Origin of the sequence: Xanthomonas sp. CFBP 8443 (genome assembly GCF_025666195.1) — a bacterium.
In the GTDB taxonomy this organism is placed as follows: Bacteria; Pseudomonadota; Gammaproteobacteria; order Xanthomonadales; family Xanthomonadaceae; genus Xanthomonas_A.
On the sequence record NZ_CP102592.1, the window covers coordinates 2,970,969 to 2,991,363 of the forward strand.

The 20,395-nt window shown below is 69.8% G+C and carries 15 protein-coding genes; 7 read left to right on the plus strand and 8 right to left on the minus strand.

The genetic code is table 11. From position 1 onward, the window contains the following. Positions 1-54 precede the first annotated feature (54 nt). On the minus strand, positions 55-2,925 hold the full coding sequence (locus tag NUG20_RS12330; protein WP_263394770.1) for a bifunctional diguanylate cyclase/phosphodiesterase: 2,871 nt from the start codon (positions 2,923-2,925) through the stop codon (positions 55-57). Positions 2,926-3,137: 212 nt separating this feature from the next. Here NUG20_RS12330 and NUG20_RS12335 point away from each other — a divergent pair, with 212 nt between their 5' ends. From NUG20_RS12335 to NUG20_RS12360, 6 genes are all read left to right on the plus strand, one after another. Continuing rightward, the gene (locus tag NUG20_RS12335) at positions 3,138-3,692 is read left to right on the plus strand and encodes an RNA polymerase sigma factor (protein WP_263394771.1); all 555 of its coding nucleotides are present in this window, start codon (positions 3,138-3,140) and stop codon (positions 3,690-3,692) included. After that, entirely contained in the window at positions 3,689-4,798 is a 1,110-nt protein-coding gene (locus tag NUG20_RS12340; protein WP_263394772.1) for a hypothetical protein, read from the plus strand. Before NUG20_RS12335 ends, NUG20_RS12340 begins: the two co-directional genes overlap by 4 nt. Before the next feature lie 250 nt (positions 4,799-5,048). After that, positions 5,049-6,587 carry an alpha/beta hydrolase gene (locus tag NUG20_RS12345; protein WP_263394773.1) on the plus strand — a complete coding sequence of 513 codons (1,539 nt, stop codon included), beginning with the start codon at positions 5,049-5,051 and terminating at the stop codon, positions 6,585-6,587. A 120-nt stretch (positions 6,588-6,707) separates the two neighbouring features. Then, positions 6,708-7,301 (plus strand): IMPACT family protein, encoded by a 594-nt coding sequence (locus tag NUG20_RS12350; RefSeq protein WP_263394774.1) that lies wholly within the window; start codon positions 6,708-6,710, stop codon positions 7,299-7,301. Next, on the plus strand, positions 7,298-9,064 hold the full coding sequence (locus NUG20_RS12355; RefSeq protein WP_263394775.1) for an ABC transporter transmembrane domain-containing protein: 1,767 nt from the start codon (positions 7,298-7,300) through the stop codon (positions 9,062-9,064). The genes NUG20_RS12350 and NUG20_RS12355 overlap by 4 nt, the downstream gene beginning before the upstream one ends. Before the next feature lie 124 nt (positions 9,065-9,188). Continuing rightward, positions 9,189-9,401 carry a hypothetical protein gene (locus NUG20_RS12360; protein ID WP_263394776.1) on the plus strand — a complete coding sequence of 71 codons (213 nt, stop codon included), beginning with the start codon at positions 9,189-9,191 and terminating at the stop codon, positions 9,399-9,401. A gap of 353 nt (positions 9,402-9,754) precedes the next feature. On the opposite strand, the gene NUG20_RS12365 is transcribed toward NUG20_RS12360, so the two are convergent. The 6 genes from NUG20_RS12365 to hrcA form a co-directional block, all read right to left on the minus strand. Further along, complete coding sequence (locus NUG20_RS12365; RefSeq protein ID WP_263394777.1) at positions 9,755-10,867, minus strand: prephenate dehydrogenase; 1,113 nt, start codon at positions 10,865-10,867, stop codon at positions 9,755-9,757. Beyond that, a complete protein-coding gene (pdxY, locus tag NUG20_RS12370) occupies positions 10,864-11,772 on the minus strand; it encodes a pyridoxal kinase (RefSeq protein WP_263394778.1) in 909 nt (302 codons plus the stop codon). Before pdxY ends, NUG20_RS12365 begins: the two co-directional genes overlap by 4 nt. A gap of 509 nt (positions 11,773-12,281) precedes the next feature. Beyond that, positions 12,282-13,418, minus strand: a complete 1,137-nt coding sequence (dnaJ, locus tag NUG20_RS12375) for a molecular chaperone DnaJ (RefSeq protein ID WP_263394779.1) — start codon at positions 13,416-13,418, stop codon at positions 12,282-12,284. A gap of 160 nt (positions 13,419-13,578) precedes the next feature. Further along, positions 13,579-15,495 carry a molecular chaperone DnaK gene (dnaK, locus tag NUG20_RS12380; protein WP_263394780.1) on the minus strand — a complete coding sequence of 639 codons (1,917 nt, stop codon included), beginning with the start codon at positions 15,493-15,495 and terminating at the stop codon, positions 13,579-13,581. 149 nt (positions 15,496-15,644) lie between these two features. Then, positions 15,645-16,166 (minus strand): nucleotide exchange factor GrpE, encoded by a 522-nt coding sequence (grpE, locus tag NUG20_RS12385; RefSeq protein ID WP_263394781.1) that lies wholly within the window; start codon positions 16,164-16,166, stop codon positions 15,645-15,647. A gap of 188 nt (positions 16,167-16,354) precedes the next feature. Beyond that, positions 16,355-17,413 (minus strand): heat-inducible transcriptional repressor HrcA, encoded by a 1,059-nt coding sequence (gene hrcA / locus NUG20_RS12390; protein WP_263394782.1) that lies wholly within the window; start codon positions 17,411-17,413, stop codon positions 16,355-16,357. Positions 17,414-17,526: 113 nt separating this feature from the next. Here hrcA and recN point away from each other — a divergent pair, with 113 nt between their 5' ends. Next, the gene (gene recN / locus NUG20_RS12395) at positions 17,527-19,197 is read left to right on the plus strand and encodes a DNA repair protein RecN (protein WP_263394783.1); all 1,671 of its coding nucleotides are present in this window, start codon (positions 17,527-17,529) and stop codon (positions 19,195-19,197) included. Positions 19,198-19,944: 747 nt separating this feature from the next. Here recN and fur read toward each other — a convergent pair. Further along, positions 19,945-20,367, minus strand: coding sequence for a ferric iron uptake transcriptional regulator (gene fur, locus NUG20_RS12400; protein WP_179565169.1), 423 nt, complete (start codon positions 20,365-20,367; stop codon positions 19,945-19,947). Positions 20,368-20,395: the final 28 nt, after the last annotated feature.

Below are 20,395 nucleotides of genomic sequence, written 5' to 3' on the forward strand. Positions count from 1 at the left end.
TCCGCATAGCATCGAACCGGCACAAGCGATCCCTCGGAACCAAGTGCACGCACCTCAATCGTGCTGCGCAGGCCGCCCCAACAGATACCCCTGCCCATAATCGCAACCCAATTCGCGCAATGTATCCAACTGCTGCTCCGTCTCGATCCCCTCGCCAATCGTCTCGATCCCCAGCGTACTGGCCAGCGCCAGAATGCTGCGCACCAGCGCATAACTGCCGGTGCCACTGTCCCCATGCAACCCGGCAACGAAACTCTGATCGATCTTCAGCGCCGAGATCGGAAACCGATGCAGATACGACAAGGCCGAAAACCCCGTGCCGAAATCGTCCAATTGCGCCAACACCCCACGATCGCGCAGCGCCTGCAGAATCGTCAGCGTCCGCGGCGCATCGTCGAGCAGCGCCACCTCCGTGATCTCCACCCGCAACCGCTGCGGATCGGCACCGGCGGTATCGATCAAGCCGAACAACCGATCGGTGAAATCCGGCGAACGGAAATGCCGCGGCGACACATTGACCGACACGTAACCGTCGCCGCCCCGCGCCAGGCGCTGGATCACCTGCTCGTACAGCAGCCAGTCCACCTGCTCGATCAGCCCACTGTCCTCGCCCAGATCGATGAACTGGCTCGGCACCAACAGCCCGCGGCTCTCGTGGCGCCAGCGCAGCAAGGCCTCGTGGCCGACCACCTGGCCATCGATCAGGCGCACGATCGGCTGATAGAACGGCTCGAAATCGCCGCTCTTGATCGCCCGCCGCAGGTCCGCCTCCAGGTCCAGGCTGCGCAGCGCCGCCTCGCGCATCGCCTCGTCGAACACCGCGCAGCGGTCCTGGGTTTGCGCCTTGGCCCGGTACATCGCCGCGTCCGCGTCGCGCAGCAGCTCCTCGCCGCTGTTGTAGCGCGGATGCCAGGCGGCGATGCCCAGGCTGCCGGACGGGAACAGCTCGCGGCCGGCCACCCACATCGGCTGACCGAGCACGCCGAGCAGGCGCTGCGCCAGTTCGCGCACGCCGTCCAGGCCATCCTCGCATTGCACCAGGATCGCGAATTCGTCGCCGCCCAGGCGCGCGACCACGTCGTCGCTGCGGATCGTGGAGACGATGCGCTTGGCCACCTCCACCAGCATCTCGTCGCCGGCGGCATGGCCGATGCTGTCGTTGACCAGCTTGAACCGATCCAGATCCAGGAACAGCACCGCGAAGGCCATGCCGTCGCCATTGCGCGCGCGGTTGATCGCTTCGCCGAGCCGGTCCAGCAGGTGCGAACGGTTCGGCAGCCCGGTCAGCGCGTCGTGCAGCGCCTGGTGGGTCAAGCGCTGCTCGGCGCGCCAGCGCTCGGCGATCTGCGCCAGCAACTGCTGGTTGACCTCGGCCAGTTCGCGGGTGCGCTCGGCCACCCGCTGCTCCAGCTCGGCATGCGCCAGCTGCAGCCGCTCCTGCGCGCGCTGCCGCGCCAGGCCGCCGCCGACATTGTGGGCGACGAAGGTCAGCAGGCGCTGGTCGTATTCGGTGAACCGCACCTGGGTGGTATAGCTCTGCACGACGATCGCGCCGACCACCTCGCCCTCGTCGAACAGCGGCACGCCGAGCCAGCTGTGCGAGCGCGTGCCGTACTCCTGCACCTCGCCCTGCGCCACCAGCGCCTCGATGTCCGCCAGTTCCAGCAGCGACGGCTGGCGCTTGCGCATCACGTATTCGGTCAGCCCCTTGCCGCGGCGCCGCAGCGGCCGCCGCGGGCTGTATTCGTCCACCGAGTAGACGAATTCCAGCATCTTGCCGTCGTCGGACAGCAACGCGATGTACAGGTTGCGCGCATCGATCAGCCCGCCGACGATGGCATGCACCTCGGCGTAGAACTGCTGCAGGCTCTCCGAGCGGATCGCCAGCTCGGCGATGCGGAACAACGCCAGCTGCAAGGTTTCGGCGCGCTTGCGCTCCAGGATCTCGTCCTGCAGGTCGTGGTTGGCGCGCTGCAGTTCCTGCGTGCGCAGCTGCACGCGCCGCTCCAGCTGCACCTGCGCATGGCGCCGGTCCATCGCGGTCAGCACGTGCTGGGCGACGTAGGCCAGCAGCGCGCGGTCGGCGTCGGTGTAGTGCAGCGCACGGTCGTAGTTCTGCACCACGATCGCGCCGCACACGCGGCCCTCGCGCAGCATCGGCACGCCCAGCCAGTCCTTGCTGTCCGGCCCATGCCTGCGGTCGTAGCCCACCCGCAGGCGCTCGCGCACCTGCTCGGACGGCCCGCGCACCGCCTGGCCGTGGCGCAGCAGCGCGAAGGTGAGGCTGCTGGGCATGTCGCGCTGGAAGTACAGCTGCTCCGGGTCGGCGACGAAGTCGTCGTGCTTGTCGCAGAAATACAGGAAACGCATGCTCTGCTGCTCTTCGTCGTACTCGACGATGTAGCAGTTCTCCGCGTACATCAGCGAGGCCAGCACCGAATGCACGTGCTGCAGCATCTGCCCCATTTCCAGGTCCGCGCCGGCCAGGTCGGCGATCTCGTACAGCGCCTGCTGCAGCTGCTTGGATTTCTCCAGGCCCTCGATGCGCGCGCGCATCCGCTCCGTGTCCAGCAGCGCCAGCCCGAACGCGGCCGCCATCTCGCACCAGGCCGCACGCTGCGGCGCGGCCAGCGGCTGTTCCAGCCGCGCGGCCACGGCCACGCAGGCGCCGTCCGGCGTCTTCAGCACGTGCAGCAGCGCCTGCGCAGGCGCGGTCACCGTCTCCACCAGGCTGCGCCGGACCAGCGCCGGCAGCCAGGCCGGCGCATGCGGCGTGGCGCCGAACAGGCGCCCGACCGCGCCGTCGCCACAGGCGATGGCCAGGTCGCTGCCCGGCGGCAGCAAGCCGCACAGCATGGCCGCGGTCTGTTCGCAAGCCTGGCCGTCGGGTTGATCCTGGCGGGCGATCGCGGACGGCTTGAACATCGACAACAACTCCTACATGACGTCGGACCTGCCCCACGTCTCCCCCTGCCGCCAGCATACCTTTTACCTGAAGGGGCGCACGCGCAATGACCCCGTGCGCGGTGCTGGCGCGTTCACTGTCTACGATGCCTGCTGCCTTCCCGCCCTCGCCCGCCGCCGCCTCGCCCACGCCACGCTATGCGCCGGGCCGGCGAACGCTTAGGCTTGCCGCCGTGGATGCCCTGGTCGAAACGAGCGATGAAGCCCTGATGCTGGCCTATGCGGCCGGCGACGCCGGCGCGTTCGAAACCTTGTACGCGCGCCACCGCGGCCGCCTCTATCACTACCTGCTGCGCCAGCTGCGCGACGTGGCGCTGGCCGAGGAAATGTTCCAGGACGTGTGGCAGCGGGTCATCGCCGCGCGCCAGGGCTGGCAGCCGCAGGCGGCGTTCAGTACCTGGCTGTTGCGCATCGCCCACAATCGGCTCGGCGATCACTGGCGCGCGGCCAAGCACCGCCCGGCCGCGCCGGCCGACGCCGATCTACGCACCGCCAGCGTGCCGGATCCGGATACCCCGGAACGGCAGCTGTCCGCGTTCGAACAGCGGCGCCAGCTGCAGCTGGCGCTCGACGACTTGCCGGAGGATCAACGCGAAGTGCTGCTGCTGCGCCTGGAACAGGAACTGAGCCTGGAGGAGATCGGACAGATCACCGGGGTCGGCCGCGAGACGGTCAAGTCGCGGCTGCGCTATGCGATGGACAAACTGCGCGCGAGGCTGGGCGAATGAACGCCGACGAGCCGCTGACCCCGGAAGAACGCGCCCTCGCCGAACGCCTGCGCCTGGGCCGGCAGGCGCAGCCGTCGTCAGCGCTGGACGCGGCGATCCTGGCCGCGGCGCGCGCGGCGGTGGCGTCAGCGCCGGCGGCCACGCCGCCAGTGGATGCGCGCGCCGAACCCGAACCCCATACCGATGCCGTGCAGCCGGCGCCGATCGCCGCCGCGCCGCAGCTGGCGCGCGAAACACCGCCCATCGTCGCCAGGCGTCGCACGCGGTGGCCGGCCTGGACGGGACTGGCGGCGTCGCTGAGCCTGGCGGTCGGCATCGCCTGGCAACTGCGGACGCCACCTCCGCCGGTACCGATGCCGGCCGCAGCGCCGGCGCCGGCGGCAGCGGAGACGGCAGAGTCCGCGGCGCCAGCACCGGCGCCTGCCAGCTCCGCCCCGCCGGCCGACGCCGCTGCGCGTACGGACGTGGCACAGCCAGAGCCCGCGCCACCGCCGCCATCGGCAAGCACTCCTCCCATGCAGGAAATCGTGCCGACAGCGGCGTCGGCACCGGCACAGGTCGTCGCCGAACCGGCGCCTGTCGTCGCAGCGAAGCCGGCACCGCGGATGGTCGCGCCTCCGGCACCGCCTGCGCCACCCGCGCCGATGTCCGCGCCCGCAGCCGACGCGCAGGAGGCGCTTGCCGACGCCGCGGCAGCGCGCACGCAGCAGGAGTCGGCGGCACAGGATGAACAGCGCTCCGCCGTGCAGGATCGCGGCCAGCCACTGCGCGCGCGGCGGGAGGCACTGGCCCGCACGCAGGCGAAGACGGCTGCATCCGACGCACGCATAGAGGGCGGGCTGATGGCCGCGCCGGCGCCCGCCGCGCCCGCCGCGCCGATCGCCGAAAACATGATTCCGGTCGCCGCGACCGCGGCCCCCGCCGACGCGACTCTTGAGGCCGCCGCGGATGCGGATGCCCGACTGTCGCGGCGGCAATGGCTGCACCGCATCCGCGAGCGCCGCGACGCAGGCGACCACGCGACTGCGCGCGCCAGCCTGCAGCGGTTCCAGCGCGAGCATCCGCACACGCGCATCCCCGACGACCTGCGCGCCCTGCTCGACTGAGCTGAGCGCGTCGCCGCTGGCTGCACGTGCCAGGCGAGTGGGCCCAGCTGACCACGAGTCCGCCGGGATCCGTGAAGCCTCCGCAACCGCAAAGCCCTCGGATGCGTAGCGCCCCATCCACCCGCTGGCGCCGAACAATCTGCCCGGCAAGCGACCACCGCATCCCGCGACGTCGCCAGTCCCGGCGAGCCGCTTGACAGCTGCCGAGCGCCGACCGATGTTGCCGCTCTGTCCAGAGCGACGCCCCGCCATGCGCAGCAGCCCGATTGCCCGTTTCGCACTGCTCGCGCTCCCGCTCGGCTGGGCGTTGACCGGCCACGCGCAGACGATCGCGCCACCTGCGCGCATCGCCATGGAGCACGCGGTCGCCACTGCGATCGACGGCTCGTCGATGCCCTACGACATCGGCACCCTGTCGGTGCCGGAGAACCGCGACAAACCGGATAGCCGCCCGATCCAGGTCGGCTTCGCCCGGGTCAAGGCGCGCCACCCGAGCGGTGCACCGCCGATCTTCCTGCTGGCGGGCGGACCGGGCACGACGATGCTCGACATCGTGCTCGATCGCGACGACACCGCCAGGCGCCGCGTCAAAGCCTGGCAGGCGTATGCGGAGGTCGCCGACCTGGTGGTGGTCGAGCAGCGCGGCTACACCCTGCGCGGCGAACAAATGGAACTGGACACGCCGGCCTTGCCGCTGGACCAGCCGATGACCACCGCGCAGGACATCGCCATCACCCGCGGCCTGGCGCGGCGCGCGCAGGCCGCCTATCCGCAGGCCGATCTCTCCGGCTATTCGATCGCGCAGATCGCCGACGACGTCGACGACCTGCGCCATGCGCTGGGCTACGACAGGATCAGCCTGGTCGCCGCCAGCTTCGGCTCGCAGTGGGCGTTCGCGGTGCTCAAGCGCCATCCCGGACGCGTGGCGCGCGCGGTGATCTCCGCCACCGAACCGCTGGACGCCGGCTACGACCAACCGTCGCAGGTGTTCGCCGCGTTCCAGCGCATCGCCGCGGAAGCCGACCAATCGCCCGCGCTGGCCCCATACCTGCCCGCCGGCGGCACGATCGCGGCGCTGCAGGCGACGCGCCAGCGTTTCGCCGCCGGTCCGATCCGTGTAGACGTCGAGCACGACGGCATGCGGCAGCAGGTCGTACTGGGGCTGGAGGACTACCAACTCGCGCTGATCACCTACTCCGCGAACGCCGCCACCTTCCCGCGCTTCGTGCTCTCGGCCTACCACGGCCACTACGAAGACTGGGCGCGCGACGCCATCGCCTGGCGCGCGCCGGAGAAGCGCGCGTTGATCAATCCGCTGATCAATATCGGCCTGGACATGAGCGCGCCGCGCAAGCGCCTGCTGTGGAGCGACCCGGCGCTGCCGCTGCTCGGGCGCTGGAACTTCGCCGCGTATCTGGCGACCAAGGGCGAATGGGCCACCGCCGACGCCGGCGACGCCATGCGCGCACCAGTCCTGGATCCGACCCCGGTGCTGTTCGTGCAGGGCGACTGGGACACCTCCACGCCGCTGGAGAACACCCTGGCGCTGCTGCCCTACTTTCCCAACAGCCGCACGCTGCTGCTGCATCGCGCGCAGCACAATGGCACCTTCGCGCTGCTGCGCAGCCGGCCGGACCTGGCCGCCAAGGTCTACGCGTTCCTGCGCGACGGCGACACCCGCACCCTGCCGGCGGAAGCGGCGCTGGACCCGGTAGCGTTCGCCGCGCCGGCATTTCCCGCGCCCGCGCCCGAATTCGCTGCGCCCGCAGCGGTGGACGAGCACCGCTGAGCACGATGCTTGAATAGCGCGCATTGCCTGCAGCATCCGATCACACACCCGAACCGCACCGACATCGACTGATCGGCGGCATCCGCAGTCCGCCGCGGCGCCTCGTCTAGAATGGCGCCGATGCCCGATACGCTTCCCCACCCCGTCAGCCACAGCGTGGACATCAAGCACAGCCGCTTCCTGGCCCACGCGGCGCCGATCGCCGACGCCGGCGCGGCGCTGGCGTTCGTGCAGCAGGTCGCGGTGGCCGACGCCACCCACAACTGCTGGGCCTACCGGTTCGGCGACGACTACCGCTCCAGCGACGACGGCGAACCGGCCGGCACCGCCGGCCGGCCGATCCTGGCGGCGATCGACGGCCAGGGCTTCGACCGCGTGGCGGTGGTGGTCACGCGCTGGTACGGCGGCATCAAGCTCGGCGCCGGCGGCCTGGTCCGCGCCTACGGCGGCAGCGCCGCCGAGTGCCTGCGGCTGGCGCCGCGGCAACCGCTGCTGGCGTTGAGCCTGCTGACCGTGCACTGCGGGTTCGACGATCTCGGCATCGTGCACGCGACGCTGAGCGCCTGCGCTGCCGAAAAACTCGATGAACGTTTCGACGCCGAGGGCGCCGAATTGCGCCTGCGCCTGCCCAGCGATCGCGTGGACACCTTGAAAACACGGCTGCGCGACGCCACTCGGAACAGGGTCCGCTGCTCGGAAACCTCCCCCGCATGAACGATCCGTCGGCCGACCAGGCCAAGTCGCTGCGCAAGCTCGGCAGCCTGCGCACCTTGTGGCCGTTCGTGCAGCGCCAGCGCGGCCTGTTCGGCGCCTGGCTGTTCGCGCTGGCGGTGTCCTCCAGCGCGACGCTGAGCCTGCCGGTGGCGGTGCGGCAGATGATCGACCACGGCTTCAGCGACGGCAGCAGGATCAACCAGTCCTTCGCGCTGCTGTTCGCGGTGGCGGTGGTGCTGGCGATCGCCACCGCGCTGCGCTTCTACTTCGTGTCCCTGCTCGGCGAGAAAGTCGTCGCCGACCTGCGCGGGCGGCTGTACGCGCACCTGATCGGCCTGCACGCCGGCTTCCACGACCGCAACCGCAGCGGCGAACTGGTGTCGCGGCTGTCGGCCGACAGCGAACTGCTGCGCGGGGTGATCGGCAGCACCATGTCGGTGGCGCTGCGCAGCACGGTGACGGTGGTCGGCAGCATCGTGATGCTGTTCGTGACCAGTCCGCACCTGGCCGCCTATGCACTGCTCGGCATCCCGCTGGCGGTGTTGCCGATCGTGCTCGGCGCGCGCCGCCTGCAGAAGATCTCGCGCGCCAGCCAGGACCGCGTCGCCGACGCCAACACGCTGGCCGCCGAGACCCTGGGCGCGGTGCGCACGGTGCAGGCGCATGCGCGCGAACCCTACGAGCGCGGCCGCTTCGGCCAGGCGCTGGCGCTGTCGGTGGACGTGGCGCGGCGCCGGGTGCGCGCGCAGGCGCTGATCACCGCCACCGCGATCGTGCTGGTGTTCGGCGCGATCGTGCTGGTGCTGTGGTCCGGCGCGCACGAGGTGGCAGCCGGCGAACTGAGCGCCGGCGCGCTCGGCCAGTTCGTGCTGTATGCGATGTTCGGCGGCGGCTCGGTGGCGTCCCTGGCCGAAGTCTGGAACGACCTGCAACGCGCGGCCGGCGGCATGGGCCGCATCGCCGAACTGTTCGCCGAACGTCCCGAGGTGGTGGCGCCGGCCGCGCCGCAGGCGCTGCCGCAGCCGCTGCGCGGCGAGGTGCGCTTCGAGAACGTGGTGTTCCGCTACCCGCAGCGGCCCGATCATCCGGCGCTGGACGGCTTCGACCTGCACGTGCGGCCCGGCGAGAGCGTGGCCCTGGTCGGCCCGTCCGGCGCCGGCAAGAGCACCGTGCTGTCGCTGTTGCTGCGCTTCCACGACCCGCAGGCCGGTACGGTACGGGTGGACGGCGCCGACCTGCGCGAGTTGGACCCGGCGCAGCTGCGCGAAGGCATCGGCCTGGTCCCGCAGCATCCGACCCTGTTCGCCGCCAGTGCCGCCGACAACATCCGCTACGGCCGGCTCGAGGCCAGCGAGGCCGAGGTCGAGGCCGCGGCGCAGGCGGCCGAGGCCGATGCCTTCATCCGCCAGCTGCCGGGCGGCTACGCCAGCGAACTGGGCGAGCGTGGCGCGCGCCTGTCCGGTGGCCAGCAGCAGCGCATCGCCATCGCCCGCGCCTTGCTCAAGGACGCGCCGATCCTGCTGCTGGACGAAGCCACCAGCGCGCTCGACGCGCAGAGCGAACATGCCGTGCAGCAGGCGCTGGAACGGCTGATGGCCGGACGCACCACGCTGGTGATCGCGCACCGCCTGGCGACCGTACTCAAGGCCGACCGCATCGTGGTGATGGACCATGGCCGCATCGTCGCCCAGGGCACCCATGCCGAGCTGCTGGCGCAGGGCGGCCTGTACGCGGAACTGGCGCGGCTGCAATTCATCGACTGACCACGCCGCGCTAACGCCGGCGGGGCTACGGTCCCGCTGCGCCCCACGCAGCGGCGGCGCAAGGCGCCGGCATCGTTTCCGGCGCAATCCGGTTCGACGAATCGCCTTCGACAGGAGACACGCCATGTCCTTTCGCCAACTACCCGCCCTCGGCCCCGACGGCGAGGCCTATCTGATCACCGAGTTCCAGGACGAAGCGCAGCATCAGCAGCAGGCCCAGCAGGATGCGCGCTCAGTCCCGGCGCTGCGCTACGAACTGGCCGACGGACGCAAGCTGATCCGCCGCGGGCAGCAGTTCACCACCACCGGCGGCGAGCTGACCTTGACCGCGGTCTGAGATCGCTCCGCCGCACCGCGCAGTCCGCCGCGACGCATTGCGGCAGCGCGGCTGGTACGTCATGCATGCGCCGCAGTGGTCAATTATTGACCATGCCTCTTGACACGCCCACCGCGCAAGGCGACCCGGCACTTATCCACATGTTTGCGCGCGTTTCATCCACACCGCCTGTGGATGAATGCGCTGCCTGCATTTTCGGAATCGGCATCGGTCCCGCAGGCACACCCTGTACACGCATACCCTGTAGGAGCGGCTTCAGCCGCGACGGGGCGTTACCGGTAAGGTCCGGTCGCGGCTGAAGCCGCTCCTACAGGGGAGTTCGCTGAAAGGGTAGCCACGCGCAAACCACCAGCTCAGCGCGGCAACACCCGGCCGATGCCGCTGGCGTCGATCTCGGTTGCCGCCGCCTGCAACGCGGCCGCAGCGGTCGCAGGATCGAAGCCGATGCGGAAATGCAGCTCGCCTGCCGGCGTGCGCGAGGAATGGATCGAGGTCAGGCTGACGCCGTGGCGCTCGAACACGTACAGCAGGGCCCGCAACGATCCGGCGCGGTCTTCCGGCAGATACACGCTGAGGGTCAGCGGCTCGGTCAGATCGGCGAGCAGATAGCCGACCCGCTCGTAACTGTAGTTGCCGTGCGCGATCGTCGCCTCGCCCAGCGCCTGGCGATTGGCGTCGAGGAAATCGGCGCGGAACTGCGCACGCGCCGCGTCGTCGCCGCGGCCGACCTGGTCGCGCAACCGCGACAGCTGCGCGATCAATCCGTCGAGCACGCTGCCGACGTAGGGATTGCCGAACTGGATGTCTTCGTAGATGGCCGGATTCAGCGCCAGGATGCGCGCGATGATCGCCGTATCCAGCTCGAACGAGGCCGAGCGGTACGGCAGCAGCGCGTCCAACGCACCCAGCGTCGGCGCATGCTCGCGCAACACGCCGGCCTGGGCCAGGTGGCTGGCATGCACCATCGCCTGCACCAACGCCATCACCCGGTCGTGGTGGTCGGGCGTGGTACGCACGCACTCGGCCTCCAGCGCCGCGCACAGCTGCTGCAGCCACGGCTGCCAGTGCGCCAGCCGCGCTTCGCACACCACCAGCACGCGTCCCTTGAGCGTGGGCGACTTCGGCGGCGCGGTCATCGGGTGCAGCCCGGCCACCTCCGCCTGCGAGGCCAGCATCGCCGCCACCGGCTCGCGCTTGACCGAGGTCACGTCCAGCCACAGCTGCGCGCGTTCGCGCCCGGCGGCGCGGCGCACGTAGTCGCCGATCAGTGCCGGCGTATGCCGAATCGGCGCGGAGAAGATCAGGACCTGCGCACGCTGCAGCAGCGCGTCCGGATCCAGCGACTGCGGATCGGCCGGGTCGTGGCCGACCACCTCCAGCTGCATGCGCTCGCGGAAGAACCGGTCCAGCCAGCGGCCATAGGCGCCGGCGCTGCCGACGATGCCGACCACCGGACGCTGGCTCACGCCAGGCGCTCGGCGGCGAAGCGCAGCGGCGTGGCCAGCGCCGCGGGCGCGGCGGCAAGCACGTCCAGTTCCTCGTAGTCCGCGGCCAGGGTCGCTTCCAGCGCCGCGTGCACGCCGGCGATGGCGCGGCCGATTGCCAGTTCGAAGGCGTCGCCGCGCAGCAGGAACGCGACCAGCAGCGACATCAGTACGTCGCCGGTGCCGGCCACGTCCACCGGCAACAGCGGCGAGCGCCAGCGGTAGATCGCCTCGCGGCTCACCGCCAGCGTCACCAGCTGCCCGGCATCGCCGCTCACGCTGTGCGCCAGCACCCACTGCGGCCCGCGCGCCAGCAACGCCTGCGCCGCGGCGATGGCATCGTCCTGGGCCAAGGCAGGCATGCCGGTGAGGCGTCCGAGTTCGAACGCATTCGGCGTGACCAGCCACGCCTGCGGCAGCAGGCGCTCGGCGAACACGGTCTCCAGCCCTGGCTCGACGTAGGGTCCGGTATGCGTATCGCCGATCACCGGATCCAGGCAGTAGCGCAGCGTCGGACACTGCGGCAGCGTGCTGTCGAGCCAGTCGGCGAATGCGGTGCCGTTGCCGACGCTGCCGAAATAGCCGGACACCAGCATGCGCGCGCGCTGCGGCAGGCCGCGCTCGCTGGCGCCGAGCAGCAGATCGGCGAACCAGTCCGACGGCAGCACCTTGCCGCGCAAGGTGTCGTAGAACGGCGCATTGCTCAACAGCGTGGTCGGGATCTCCGCCACGCGCAGGCCCAACGCGCGCATCGGCGGCATCGCCGCGCTGTTGCCGGCGTGGCCGTAGACCAATTGCGACTGTACGGAAATGACATCGACCGGCACCGGCCCGTCAGGGCGCTGGCGACGGCCGTGGATCAGGTGGCTTTCGGCGGATGCGGTCATCGCCGTAGTTTAAGGGCTGGGATTGGGGATTCGGGGTTCGCCACGGCAGACTCCCGGGCATGCCACACGGCCCCAGCAACCGACACATGCCGTCTGCATGCCTCGCCGAGCAATGAAGCGCCGGTGTTGCGAATTCCAACTCCTTCCACTGGAAGCGGCACCCGCAGACGCCGAATGCGCCGCGCAAGCGCCTTTCTGTCCGACACGAGAACTCCCGGACCCAGGATCTGCCGTTACGAATGCCAATTCCACCCACAACTAAAAAGGCACGTACCCGGCGCCAATCGCGCCCCACACGTGCCTCTTCCCGCCCAGCACGAGACCTACCGGCACCAGGAGTCCGCCGTTACGAATCCCCAATCCCCAATCCCCAATCCCCGCAACTAAAAAAGCACGTGCCCGGCGCCAAAATCGCGCCTCACACGTGCCTGGTCCTGCCAACACGGGGTCCACCGGGCACTAGGAATCCGCCGTTGCGAATCCCCAATCCCGAATCCCCAATCCCGGCCTCACGACGTCATCCGATCCCAGAACCCCTTCACCCCGTCGATGAAGGTCGCCGACTTGGGCGAATGCTTGCGCGCGTCCTCGCCGGTGAAGGTGGATTCGAACTGCTCCAGCAGCTTGCGCTGGTCGGGGGTGAGGTTGACCGGGGTTTCCACCACCACGCGGCAGTACAGGTCGCCTTCGCTGCGGCTGCGCACCGAGCGTACGCCCTTGCCGCGCAGCCGGAACAGCTTGCCGGTCTGGGTCTCGGCGGGAATGCGGATCTCCGCCTCGCCGCCCAGCGTGGCCACGCGCACGGTGTCGCCGAGCGCGGCCTGGGAGATGCGGATCGGCACTTCGCAATGCAGGTCGTCGCCGTCGCGCTGGAAGATCGCGTGCTCGCGCACCCGCACTTCCACGTACAGGTCGCCAGGCGGGGTGCCGGCAGGACCGGCCTCGCCCTCGCCGGACAGGCGGATGCGGTCGCCGTTGTCCACGCCCGGCGGGATCTTCACCGACAGCACCTTGGTCTCCTCGACGCGACCGGCGCCGTGGCAGGTGCCGCACGGGTTCTGCACGATCTGGCCACGCCCGGCGCAATGCGGGCAGCTCTGCTGCATCGCGAAGATGCCGCGCTGGATGCGGACCTGGCCGCGCCCTTGGCAGGTCGTGCAGGTCTCGACCTTGCCGTCTTCCGAACCGCTGCCGTGGCAGTGCTCGCATTCGCCAAGGGTCGGGATCTCGATGCGCCGCTCGATCCCGGCCACCGCTTCTTCCAGGTCTAGCTCCAGCACGTAGCCGATGTCGGCGCCGCGCCGCGACGCGCGGCCACCGCCGCCGGCACCGCCGAAGATGTTGCCGAAGATGTCGCCGAAGATGTCGCCCATGTCCGGGCCGCCAGGGCCGCCGCCGCCGCCCATCCCGCCCATGCCGTGCTCGAACGCGGCATGGCCGTGCGCGTCGTACATGCGCCGCTTGTTGCCGTCGGACAGGACCTCGTAGGCCTCCTTGCACTCCTTGAACGCGGCCTCGGCGGCATGGTCGCCCGGATTGCGGTCGGGATGGTGCTTCATCGCGCAACGGCGATAGGCCTTCTTCAGTTCCTCGTCGCTGGCGGTACGGGCCACGCCCAGCACTTCGTAATAGTCGCGTTTGCTCATAGGGCGGAGATTGGGGATTCGAAATTCGGGATTCGTGTAAAGCAAAAGCGGAGAGCGCTAACTCGTCCGCTTTTGCGAGCGCTACGGACAGGGTATCGGGAACGGGAAGCCGAGAGGCGAAGGCCTTTCGAATCCCTACTCCCGAATCCCGAATCCCGGCTTACTTCTTGTCGTCCTTGACCTCGGTGAACTCGGCGTCGACCACGTCGTCGCCGGCGGCCTGCGCACCGCCCGGGGCGGCGCCCGGCTGCTGTTCGCCGGCGGCCGCGGCCGCGTACAGCGACTGACCGGCCTCTTCCAGCGCCTTGGTCTTGGCCTCGATCTGGCCCTTGTCGTCGCCCTTCATCGCCGTTTCCAGGTCCGCCAGGGCCGACTCGACCTTGCCGATCACATCGCCGCCGACCTTGCTGCCGTGTTCGGTGATCGCGCTGCGGGTGGCGTGGATCAGGCCGTCGGCCTGGTTGCGCGCCTGCACCAGCTCATGGAACTTCTTGTCTTCCTCGCGGTTGGCTTCCGCGTCGGCGACCATCCGCTGGATCTCGTCGTCCGACAGGCCCGAGCCGGCCTTGATCTCGACCTTCTGTTCCTTGTTGGTCTTCTTGTCCTTGGCCGACACGTGCAGGATGCCGTTGGCGTCGATGTCGAAGGACACCTCCACCTGCGGCAGGCCGCGCGGCGCCGGCTCGATCCCGGACAGGTCGAACTTGGCCAGCGACTTGTTGTAGCGGGCCTGCTCGCGCTCGCCCTGCAGCACGTGTACGGTGACCGCGGACTGGTTGTCCTCGGCGGTGGAGAAGGTCTGCGAGGCCTTGGTCGGGATCGTGGTGTTCTTCTCGATGATCTTGGTGAACACGCCGCCCAGGGTCTCGATGCCCAGGCTCAGCGGAGTCACGTCGAGCAGCAGCACGTCCTTGACGTCGCCGGCCAGCACGCCGCCCTGGATCGCGGCGCCCAGCGCCACGGCCTCGTCGGGGTTGACGTCCTTGCGCGGCTCCTTGCCGAAGAACTCGGACACCGCCTGCTGCACCTTCGGCATGCGGGTCTGGCCGCCGACCAGGATCACCTCGGTCACGTCGCTGGCGCGCAGGCCGGCGTCGTTGAGCGCGGTGCGGCACGGCTCGATGGTGCGCTTGACCAGGTCCTCGACCAGCGCCTCGAGCTTGGCCCGGGTCAGCTTGATGTTCAGGTGCTTCGGGCCCGACGCGTCGGCGGTGACGTACGGCAGGTTGACTTCGGTCTGCTGCGAGGTCGACAGCTCGATCTTGGCGCGCTCGGCCGCGTCCTTCAGGCGCTGCAGCGCCAGCGGATCCTTGCGCAGGTCGATGCCCTGGTCCTTGTTGAACTCGTCGACGAGGTAGTCGATGACGCGCTTGTCGAAGTCTTCGCCGCCCAGGAAGGTGTCGCCGTTGGTGGCCAGCACTTCGAACTGCTTCTCGCCGTCGACGTTGGCGATCTCGATGATCGACACGTCGAAGGTGCCGCCGCCCAGGTCGTACACCGCGATCTTGCGGTCGCCGCCCTGGCCCTTGTCCAGGCCGTAGGCCAGCGCCGCGGCGGTCGGCTCGTTGATGATGCGCTTGACGTCCAGGCCGGCGATGCGGCCGGCGTCCTTGGTCGCCTGGCGCTGGCTGTCGTTGAAGTACGCCGGCACGGTGATGACCGCCTCGGTGACCACCTCGCCCAGGAACGCCTCGGCGGTCTTCTTCATCTTCTCCAGCACCTGCGCTGAGATTTCCTGCGAGGCCAGCTTGCGGCCGTCGGCGGTGGCCACCCAGGCGTCGCCGTTGTCATGCTGGACGATGCCGTACGGCACCAGGCCGATGTCCTTCTGCACTTCGGCGTCGGTGAACTTGCGGCCGATCAGGCGCTTCACCGCGTAGAAGGTGTTCTTCGGATTGGTGACCGCCTGGCGCTTGGCCGAGGCGCCCACCAGCACTTCGCCGTCCTTGGTGTAGGCGACGATCGAGGGCGTGGTGCGATCGCCTTCGGAATTTTCGATGACGCGGGCCTTGCCGCCGTCCATGATCGCCACGCACGAGTTGGTCGTGCCCAGGTCGATGCCGATGATCTTGCCCATTGGATGACTCCTGAAAATTTCTGGTGTCCGGCCGCTGCCGGGGTCTGGTTCGGATATAGGGATGGCCGCCGTTCATTCAAGCCATCACCGCAAATTAGCGTTCCGCCGCAGCCGCGCCCGATTCAGGCGCGGGCGGCCGGCGCCGCGCCTCAGTCGTGCTTGGCGACCACGACCAGCGCAGGCCGCAGCAGGCGATCGTTGAGCAGGTAGCCCTTCTGGAACACCTGGATCACGTGGCCGGGGGCGACGCCGTCGGCCTCGGCCTGGCTGATCGCCTGGTGGTGTTCCGGATTGAACGGCTGCCCGGTCGGATCGAGCAGGGTCAGGCCGTTGTCGGCGGCGACCTTGAGCAGTTGCTTGTAGGTCAGCTCCAGGCCGTCGCGCAGCGGGCTGGGCTCGCTGCCGGCGGCGGTCAGGCCGGCGTCCAGGCTGTCGAACACCGGCAGCAGGTCGCCGAGCAGGCGCTCGTTGGCGAACTTGCGCGCCTGCTCGACGTCGCGGGCGATGCGCTTGCGCTGGTTTTCCAGATCCGCGCGCTCGCGCAGCGTGTCGGTCTTGACCAACGCCAGCTCGCTGCGCAGCGTCTCGATCTCCGCCTGCAGCGGGTCGGTCGCCGGCTGCTGCGCTTCGGACAGGTGTTCAGAATCGAATTCGGGGTGCTCTTGGTTCATTTCCGGTTCCCTGGCGGGAGATGCACCCGCCCTACCGGACCACCTATGTGGGTGGTGTGGGGCGGATTCAAGATGCTGTGTTGCGTTTTTCGGGACCGGGGACCGGGGACCAGGGACCCGGGCGATACGGTTCCGGAGCTTGGCTGACTGACGAAACGTGGCGGATGCGACTCGGGGCGGCGCGGCAGTCAGCGTTCGCTTGGCGGGGTCGGGTCCAGGGTGGCGCCCAGCACTTCGGCGGCGGTCTGGACCAGCGGGATCACCCGGTCGTAGTCCATGCGCTTGGGGCCGATCACCCCCAGCACGCCCAGCACCTGGCCGCCGGCCATGTACGGCGCGGTGACCAGCGACACGCTCTCCAGCGGCACCACGCCGGTCTCTTCGCCGATGAAGATGCGCACGCCGGGCGCCTGGATGGTGCGCTCCAGCAGCTGCAGGATCTCGCGCTTGCTGGCGAAGATCTCGAACAGCTCGCGCAGCCGCTCCAGGTCCGACAGGTCCTGCACGCCCATCAGCTTGGTCTGCCCGGCCAGCACCATGTCGTCGCCGGCCGGGGCCAGCGCCTGCTCGGCCAGTTCCACGCTGTGCGCCAGCAGCAGCTCCATCTCGTCGCGCGCGTGGCGCAGGTCGCGCACCAGGCTGGCGCGGATGTCGGCCAGCCCGCGCCCGGCAAAATGCGCGTTCAGGTAATTGGCCACGCGCTCCAGCTCGGCCGGTTCGTAGGTCTTGCGCGGCTCGATGACCCGGTTCTGCACCTCGTTGTCGGCGAACACCAGGATCGCCAGCACCCGGCGCGCGTCCAGCGGCACGAAGTCGATGTGCCGGAACGCGAACTGCTCGCGCTTGGGCGCGCTGACCACGCCGACGAAATGGGTCATCGCCGACAGCAGCTCCGAGGCGCTGCCGAGCAACGCCTGGGTGCCCGCCGCGCTGCTCATCTCCGCGCGCAGCCGCGCCACCTCGCCCTCGCCGGGCGGGCGCATCTGCACCAGGCTGTCGACGAACACCCGGTAGCCGGTGGCGGTGGGAATGCGCCCGGCCGAGGTATGCGGCGAGCTGAGCAGGCCGGCGTCCTCCAGGTCGGCAAGGATGTTGCGAATCGTCGCCGGGCTCACGTCCAGCCCGGCGTGGCGGGCCAGGGTCTGCGAGCCGACCGGTTCGCCGTCGCGGATATAGCGCGAGATCAACGTGCGCAGCAGCTGCCGGGCACGCGGGTCGAGCGAGGAATGGACCGGGGAGGCGCGCATGGAATCAATCCGTGAGACTGGACACTAGATAATGGCTGCATGCCGGCTTGGCAAGTCATTGGCCCACCTACCCGCGCATGCTAGCGTTGCGCGGCCCTGGATTTGCGACCCCCATGCTCAGACATCTCTCGATCAAGGATTTCGCCGTCGTACGCGGTACCGAACTGGAATTCGGCCCTGGCATGACCGTGGTCTCCGGCGAAACCGGCGCCGGCAAGTCGCTGATGGTGGACGCGCTCGGCTTCCTGTCCGGGCTGCGCGCCGACAGCGGCGTGGTCCGCCACGGCGCCGACCGCGCCGAGCTGTCGGCCGAGTTCGCCGTGCCCGAGGCCGCTCCAGCGCGCGCCTGGCTGCGCGAGAACGAGCTCGACGACGACGCGCAATGCCAGCTGCGCCGGGTGATCCGCGCCGACGGCGGCTCGCGCGCCTGGATCAACGGCCGCCCGGTGACGCTGTCGCAGCTGGCCGAACTGGCCGGGCACCTGGTCGAGATCCACGGCCAGCACGAACACCAGGCGCTGCTGTCGCGCGGCAGCCAGCTCGGCCTGCTCGACGCCTACGCCCGCAACGAGGCCGAACGCGCCGCGGTGCGCACCGCCGCCACGCGCTGGCAGGCGCTGCTGGCCGAACGCGACGCGCTGATGGCGCAGGGCGACGTGTCCGACCGCATCGGCTTCCTCGAACACCAGTTGGCCGAGCTGCAGCGCGAGGACCTGGAGCCGGCGGCGATCGCCGCGCTGGACGCCAACCATCGCCGCCAGGCCCATGCCGCCGCGCTGATCGGCGCCTGCGAGGGCGCGGCGCAGCGGCTCAACGGCGACGAGGCGCCGGCGGTGCTGGAACTGCTGCAGCAGACCCGCCACGACCTCGGCAAGGTCGGCGAGTACGACCCGCGCCTGGGCGAGGTCCAGGCGCTGATCGACAGCGCCACGATCCAGCTGGAAGAAGCCCTGGCGCTGGTCGACCGCGTCCGCGACGACCTCGATGCCGACCCCGCGCAGTTCGAGGACATGGAACGCAAGCTGGGCCGGCTGCACGACCTGGCGCGCAAGCACCGGGTCACCCCGGACACGCTGGGCCAACACCGCGACGCGCTGCTGGCCGAGGTCGAGGGCCTGCGTGGCGCCGGCGAGCGGCTGGACGTGCTCGACGCGGAGATCGCCCGTGCCGCGCAGGCCTGGCGCGACGCCGCGGCGGCGCTCACCGGCACCCGCGCGCGCGGCGCGCAGGCGCTGTCGCGCGACACCACCGCGCTGATCGGCGAACTGGGCATGGGCGGCGGGCGCTTCGAGATCCAGCTGGAACCGCACGAGGCCGAGCGCCCCGACCCGGCCGGCGCCGAGCGCGTCGAGTTCCTGGTCGCGGCCAACGCCGGGCAGCCGCCGCGCGCGCTGCGCAAGGTCGCCTCCGGCGGCGAACTGTCGCGCATCTCGCTGGCGATCGAAGTCGCCGCGCTGGGCCTGGACGCGGTGCCGACCATGGTGTTCGACGAAGTGGACTCGGGCATCGGCGGCGCGGTCGCCGACATCGTCGGCAAGAAGCTGCGCGCGCTCGGCGAACAGCGCCAGGTGCTGTGCGTGACCCACCTGCCGCAGGTCGCGGCGCAGGGCCACGCCCACTACCGGGTCAGCAAGGCGCCGGTCGAGGGCATGACCCAGAGCTCGGTCGAGCTGCTGGCGCCGCGCCAGCGCGAGGAAGAGCTGGCGCGGATGCTGGGCGGGGTCGAGGTCAGCAAGGAAGCCCGCGCCGCGGCCAAGCGCCTGCTGCAGAGCGCTGCTGGCTGAGATCCTGTCAGCGGCGGTGCAGCGTGCGGGGCTTTTTCCAGCGGGTATTGCCGGTGCTGGCCGGCGCCCTTTCAAGGACCGGCCGCAAAATTCGCCCTGCCGGCCGCCCGGGCTCCGGAACTGGTACCCCGGATCGCCGCAGCAGAATGGACGCTGGTGGAGATGGCTTCGGGCATTGGCGCGACGAGCGCAGGAAGCCCGCAGCGTTCGGATCGGCCGGGTCGGGGCTGAAGCCCCTCCCACAGTGCACCCAGTCGGTCCCGCGAAGCCCTGCAGGAGCCGTTTCAACCGTGACCTGCGACGAACGAAGTCAGCACCCGACCGGTACACGCGCGTGGGGCTTAAGTCCCCACAGTGCATCAGCGAGTCGGCCCAAGCCCCTGAAGGAGCGGTTCCGGGTGGCCTCGGGCCATTAACGGCGATGAACGGAGCCATCCAGCTCACCGGCTGCGTAAGCAGTCGGGACGGATGACTCTATTGTTGCCGCAGGCCATGGAAGCCCTCCCACAGGTCACAGGCAACGCGCCGCAAGTCCCTGTGGGAGCGACTTCAGTCGCGACGCGCGGAGCAATGGATTCGACGGCTTCAGGCAGCACCCGGTGTCAGACAGCACCCCGTCGATGGTTCAGGGCACCGATCCCCTGCCTACAGCAAAAAACATACGAAGCAGGCAACACACAAAAAGTGACTACGCTCCCAGCGCCGCATCCATCCTGCCGATGCCGAGCCTGCCCTGCCCCTCGGAACTCAGCCCTTCTTGCCCGCCGGGCGCTTGCTGCGCACGTACAGCACCAGCGAATGCTCTTCCAGCTCGTAGCCGTGATCGGCGGCGATCTTGCGCTGCAGCTCTTCGATCTCGGCGCTTTCGAACTCGATGACGTTGCCGGTGTCCACGTCCACCATGTGGTCGTGGTGGCCGCCGCGGTCCAGTTCGTACACCGCCTGGCCGCCTTCGAAATTGTGCTTGAGCACCAACCCGGCCGCCTCGAACTGGGTCAGGACCCGGTACACCGTGGCCAGGCCGATCTCGTCGCCGTGGTCGAGCAGCTGGCGGTAGATCTCCTCGGCGGTCATGTGGTGGCGCGCCGACTTCTGCTCGAGCAGCTCCAGGATGCGCATCCGGGGATGCGTGACCTTCAGGCCGACTTTGCGCAGATCGTGGGATTCCATGGCGTCTCCGTTCATAGCTGGTTTAGCG